The 5449-nt window shown below is 53.7% G+C and carries 5 protein-coding genes; 4 read left to right on the forward strand and 1 reads right to left on the reverse strand.

Annotation, left to right across the window (positions count from 1 at the left end; translation table 11 throughout):
* The first annotated feature begins 451 nt into the window (after positions 1–451).
* From GSM73_RS06845 to GSM73_RS06860, 4 genes are all read left to right on the forward strand, one after another.
* Positions 452–1480: a glycosyltransferase family 4 protein gene (locus GSM73_RS06845; RefSeq protein WP_076385748.1), complete on the forward strand. Its 1029-nt coding sequence runs from the start codon at positions 452–454 to the stop codon at positions 1478–1480.
* A gap of 102 nt (positions 1481–1582) precedes the next feature.
* Positions 1583–3577 (forward strand): nucleoside-diphosphate sugar epimerase/dehydratase, encoded by a 1995-nt coding sequence (locus tag GSM73_RS06850; protein WP_160891946.1) that lies wholly within the window; start codon positions 1583–1585, stop codon positions 3575–3577.
* A gap of 114 nt (positions 3578–3691) precedes the next feature.
* The gene (locus tag GSM73_RS06855) at positions 3692–4027 is read left to right on the forward strand and encodes a helix-hairpin-helix domain-containing protein (RefSeq protein ID WP_076385744.1); all 336 of its coding nucleotides are present in this window, start codon (positions 3692–3694) and stop codon (positions 4025–4027) included.
* Between the two features lie 160 nt (positions 4028–4187).
* Positions 4188–5039, forward strand: coding sequence for a DUF1989 domain-containing protein (locus tag GSM73_RS06860; protein ID WP_076385742.1), 852 nt, complete (start codon positions 4188–4190; stop codon positions 5037–5039).
* Between the two features lie 93 nt (positions 5040–5132).
* Here the strand turns inward: GSM73_RS06860 and GSM73_RS06865 are convergent, their stop codons facing one another.
* Positions 5133–5300 carry a DUF2897 family protein gene (locus GSM73_RS06865; protein WP_014337248.1) on the reverse strand — a complete coding sequence of 56 codons (168 nt, stop codon included), beginning with the start codon at positions 5298–5300 and terminating at the stop codon, positions 5133–5135.
* Positions 5301–5449 lie beyond the last annotated feature (149 nt).

A 5449-nucleotide genomic window follows, 5' to 3' on the forward strand; every position in this document is an offset into this window, starting at 1 on the left:
TTCTGCCAACTTGAAATTGAGGTTGAGTATCAGGCGCCAATAGCAGGACCAGAACTCAGCCTCTGATCATCTGGGGAGCATGAAGCGTAAACCTGAACTCGATTTACATAGTTTTTTGACCGATTAAAGCTCCAACCATGGTGGCGACAACTCTGCAGAAGCTCCCCACGATGTTGTCACTGGCTTTCCTGCTCAGGGTGTGCGACATTATTTTTCGCGAAGTCGGTGCGCGTGGTTTTTATAATCTTTGCAAGGAGATTATGGTGATTTGTTCGGTGCTGGTTTAATCGAGGGGTACTACTGCTCTTCGGTGTGGTCAGTACTAAGTGCAGCTTAGAAATATGGATATTTCTATTGAGTTCATTGTGACTTGTTTTCCACCATCCATCATCTTCGAATAAACTCTTATATCCGGTGATGGTGAGGATCTTATTTTGGAGCCCTGGAAACCATGTGTTATGGATGGCTTATTCTGGCTTTATTCGTTCTCTCCTATGTGCTTACTGCCATTTTGCGCCGTTATGCCCTTTCTCGAAGTTTGCTGGATGTCCCGAATGACCGTAGTTCCCATTCGGTATCCACGCCGCGTGGTGGCGGCGTGGCGATCGTACTGACGTTTCTCGTAGCTTTGATGGTTCTGTTCACGGGAGACCTGATTGCCCGCACAACTTTTTCTGCCTTGGCGGGTGCTGGAGCACTAACCGCCGTTATCGGCTTTCTCGATGATCATCGGCATGTCGCTGCGCGATGGCGTTTGTTGGCACATTTTTTTGCGGCGATCTGGGGAATTTACTGGCTTGGAGGATTGCCGCCTATCAGCCTGTTTGGTGTCAGCTTGGAGCTGGGTTGGTACGGGTCTCTACTGGCAGTGATATATCTGGTCTGGATGCTCAATCTTTACAATTTCATGGACGGCATCGATGGCATCGCCGCTGTTGAAGCAATCACGGTCTGCCTTGGAGGTTGTCTACTATACTGGGTGAGCAATGCGTCGGATCACATTGGGCCCTTGGTTCTGCTGGTTGCTTGCGTCGCAGGGTTTCTCTGCTGGAATTTGCCACCGGCAAAAATCTTTATGGGGGATGCTGGGAGTGGATTTCTGGGGCTGATGATCGGTATGTTAACGCTTCAGGCGGCCTGGCTTTCGCCCAGTCTTTTTTGGGGCTGGTTGATACTTTTAGGCGTTTTCATCGTCGATGCGACGTTCACGCTGCTGTGTCGTTTTGTTCGGGGGGATAAAATTTACGAAGCGCATCGCAGTCATGCTTATCAATTTGCATCGCGTCGATATGGCAAGCATCTGCCTGTCACTTTGGCGGTGGGCTTTATTAATTTGTTTTGGTTGCTGCCAATAGCGTTTTGTGTGGTGTATTACAAGCTGGACGGAATCGGCGGAATCGTATTGGCTTATGCACCGCTGATTATGTTGGCAATGAAGTATCAGGCAGGTCAACCGGAGAGCAATTCGTTAAAAAACTGACGAATCGTTTTGCTACTTTTCTTTAAAGTCCCATTTCTTTACCGGATGCTTAATTGAGCGATACAGCCAAAATAAGAGAGATTGCTGAGGTGGTGGGCGGATATGGATAAAGTCAGGGTGTATTTACTTGAACTCCGCTGGTGGCAAAAAAGATTGATCCAGGTTGCCACCGATACGGTGTTGGTGTGGCTTGCTTTATTTCTGGCATTCATTGTCCGGCTTGGCATTGATGACATGTACAACCCATTTCGTGCTCATCTATGGCTTTTCGCCTTTGCCCCGCTCGTTGCTATCCCGCTTTTCATACGCTTTGGCATGTACCGCGCCGTCATGCGCTATTTCGGTAATGATGCGCTGATCGCTATCGTCAAAGCAGTGAGTCTGTCATCCCTGATCCTGGCGGTTGTCGTCTATTGGTACAGCAACCACCAAGCCATCGTCCCGCGCTCCATCATCTTCAATTATTGGTGGCTGAGCCTGGTGATCCTCGGCGGGCTACGTCTGTGTATGCGCCAGTACTTCATGGGCGACTGGTTCACCGCCGCTCAGCACGTGCCGTTCACCAGCCGGGATGATGGTTTGACCAAAGTTGCCATCTATGGTGCGGGGGTGGCGGGTAATCAGCTGGTTGCTGCGTTGCGCATGGGCCGAGTGATGCGTCCCGTAGCGTTCATCGACGACGACTCAAGTATCGCGCATCGCTCTATCTCAGGCCTCCATGTCTACAAACCTAAACACATCCAACAGATGATCGATGCCACCGGTGCTGAGGAAATCCTCCTGGCCCTACCGTCATCTACTCGTGCGCGTCGTAGGGAGATTCTGAATTTCCTGGAAGGCTTTCCGCTTCACGTGCGTAGCGTGCCGAATTTCACGGATCTGGCCAGTGGACGGGTGAAGGTGGACGATATCCAGGAAGTGGATATCGCTGATTTGCTCGGTCGCGATGCCGTACCGGCCCAGGCCGATTTGCTTGAGCGCTGTATCAAAGGCAAGACGGTGATGGTGACGGGGGCTGGCGGGTCCATTGGTTCGGAGTTGTGCCGACAGATTTTTTCCTTGGGGCCGAGCACGCTTCTGTTGTTTGAGCACAGCGAGTTCAATCTCTACAGCATTCTTTCTGAGCTGGACCCACCCGCCTCTCGGGAGCCTACGTCGGTCAAGCTGGTGCCCATTCTAGGGTCCGTCCGCTATCAAAAGAAGCTGCTTGATGTGATGGAAACCTGGAGTGTGGATACGGTTTATCATGCTGCCGCCTACAAGCATGTGCCTATGATCGAGCACAATATTGCCGAGGGCGTGTTGAATAATGTCATCGGCACGCTTAACACTGCTCAAGCCGCCCTGCAGTCGGGGGTTTCAAACTTCGTACTGATTTCTACGGACAAGGCCGTCCGGCCGACGAATGTCATGGGCAGTACCAAGCGTTTGGCCGAGTTGACGCTTCAAGCGCTGAGTAAAGAGGTTGCGCCGGCACTGTTTGGTGATGCAGCCAACATTTCTCGGGTCAACAAAACCCGGTTCACGATGGTTCGTTTCGGCAATGTTTTGGGCTCATCGGGCTCTGTTGTTCCTTTGTTTCATCGCCAAATCAAATCCGGTGGCCCTCTGACGGTCACGCACCCGAAAATCACCCGCTACTTCATGACTATCCCAGAGGCTGCACAGTTGGTGATTCAGGCTGGCTCCATGGGACAGGGCGGGGATGTGTTCGTGCTGGATATGGGGGAGCCGATCAAGATCGTCGAGTTGGCGGAGAAGATGATTCACCTGTCAGGCTTGAGCATTCGTTCGGAGCGCAATCCTCAAGGAGATATTTCCATTGAGTTCACCGGTCTGCGGCCCGGCGAGAAGCTGTATGAAGAACTGTTGATTGGCGATAACGTCGCTGCGACCGACCATCCCATGATCATGAAGGCCAATGAAGACCATCTGCCTTGGGATGTTTTGAAGCTGAAACTGAATGATCTGCTCATCGCCGTAAAGGCTGATGATTATGGGCGGGTGCGTCAGTTGTTGCGCGAGTCGGTTAATGGCTACACACCTGATGGCGAGATTGTCGACTGGATGAATCAACAGCGCCGACTGGAACCCTGATTGTTACACACGCTGTAACGTACACACTTTTGACAGCCCCCCATCATCGCCTAAGTTTGAGAAGCAGCTTCGGAAAAGCTGCTTCTCTCTTAACGATGTCATGGAGCGTCACTTATGCGTACAGGCTATTTCTACTCTCTGGTTTTTGCCCTTCTAACCAGCGCCTCTATAGCTGTTATCGCTGCGCCCGCGGTCAAGCCCGAGACGACGGCGGCGCCGCAGGCATTGGAACTGTCGGCTAAACCGCAAGGCGTCAAGGTGGATCTGAACGTGGCGGACACCGCTACGCTGCAACGCGAACTGGCGGGGATAGGCAAGGCCAAGGCTGATGCGATTGTTGCGTATCGCGAGAGTAATGGAGCCTTCTCTTCAGTAGAGGAGTTGCTGGAGGTCAAGGGGATTGGCAAGGCGATTCTCGACAGGAATCGTGACAAGCTGGAAGTGAACTGAGGTGTGATGGTGAAAGAGGCCGGTCGAAATATGACTGGCCTTTTTGCATTTTGGCCCAATGCCACTTAAAACGATGATCGGATGCGTCTTGGTCTAGGTTCGACCATCCGCCTTTTGGAGCTTCGTCCCCGCCAACCACCTCAGATCAAGGACCCACCCCATGCACAAAAACTACCCAGCCGCTTACCAAGTCAGCAAAGGCTCGGCCCTGCAAGTGGACAAACCCTTCTACGACCGCATCCGAACCCAGCAGGACAAGCGCACCCTGATCGAACAGTTCGAGGTCCCCATCCGTACCGGCCGCGCTTGGCACGTACCCGCCGGGCATGTGTTCCGCGTTACGACTCCGGTGGGCCCGCAGGTGGGGGACTTCAACGTGTGGAATGCCCACGATCCACGGGAACGCCTGTGGGCTGCGCGCACGCGTCAGCTGCAGGGCGCTCATGTCAGCACTCATGATCGGTTGTGGTCGAACCTGCCATTCTTGCGTCCATTGGTGACCATTACCGATGACAGTCTGGCCGATTATGGCATCGACGAGCATGGTGGACGATTGCACGACCTGCTGGGGACGCGCTGTGATCCGTACGTGAACAGGATGCTGACCGGCGAGGATTTTCACCATCACTGCCACTCGAACCTGACCCGTGCGGTATTACCCCATGGGCTGACCGAGTTCGATGTGCACGATGTGCTGAATATTTTCCAGTGTACTGGGCTCAATCATGACGACATGTACTTCATGAAGGCCTGTCCGGCGAAGAAGGGCGATTATTTGGAGTTTTTTGCCGAGATCGATTTGCTGTGTGCCTTGTCCACTTGCCCCGGCGGCGATCTGTCGCTCGCGATGTGGGGGCCGGATGCGCAGGATCCCCTCAGTGTCTGTCGTCCGTTGGGGGTGGAGATCTATCGATTGGAGGATTCATTGCTGTCGGGCTGGAGCCAGCCTGAGCGGGCGGCGTACAAGGGGCTGCATGGCTTGCAGATTGCCAAGGCTGATTGGGAGAAGTAGCGCGGCGTTGGCCGTCTATGTGCAGGCCGTTGTGGCGAGGGGATAAATCCCCTCGCCACAAACTCACCGCCAAAGTGTTGGGCAGGGCCGCAATCAACGATCCTTGGCCTCCTTCGCATCCATCTCGGCATTGCGCTCGGCAACACGCTTGCGTTGTTCATCCGTCAGTTCGACCTTGTGGGCGGTGTCGCGCAGCATCATCAAGCCACCCACGATCGAGCCGATTGCAACAATCAGAATTAACCAGGCGTACCAGGGCATAGGGTTCTCCTTGAGGGGGCGATGGACGACGAACGTTTCGCCTGTCCACCGCACCTACCACTTATGAGCGAAGGTTGTTCGCAGTGGTTCCATATTACGCCCGTTGTGCCGGGTTCACCTCAAAGCCCGGTGAGCATCGCATCGGCCGG

Source organism: Pseudomonas sp. PICF6, assembly GCF_009831705.1.
Taxonomy (GTDB): domain Bacteria; phylum Pseudomonadota; class Gammaproteobacteria; order Pseudomonadales; family Pseudomonadaceae; genus Aquipseudomonas; species Aquipseudomonas rhizophila.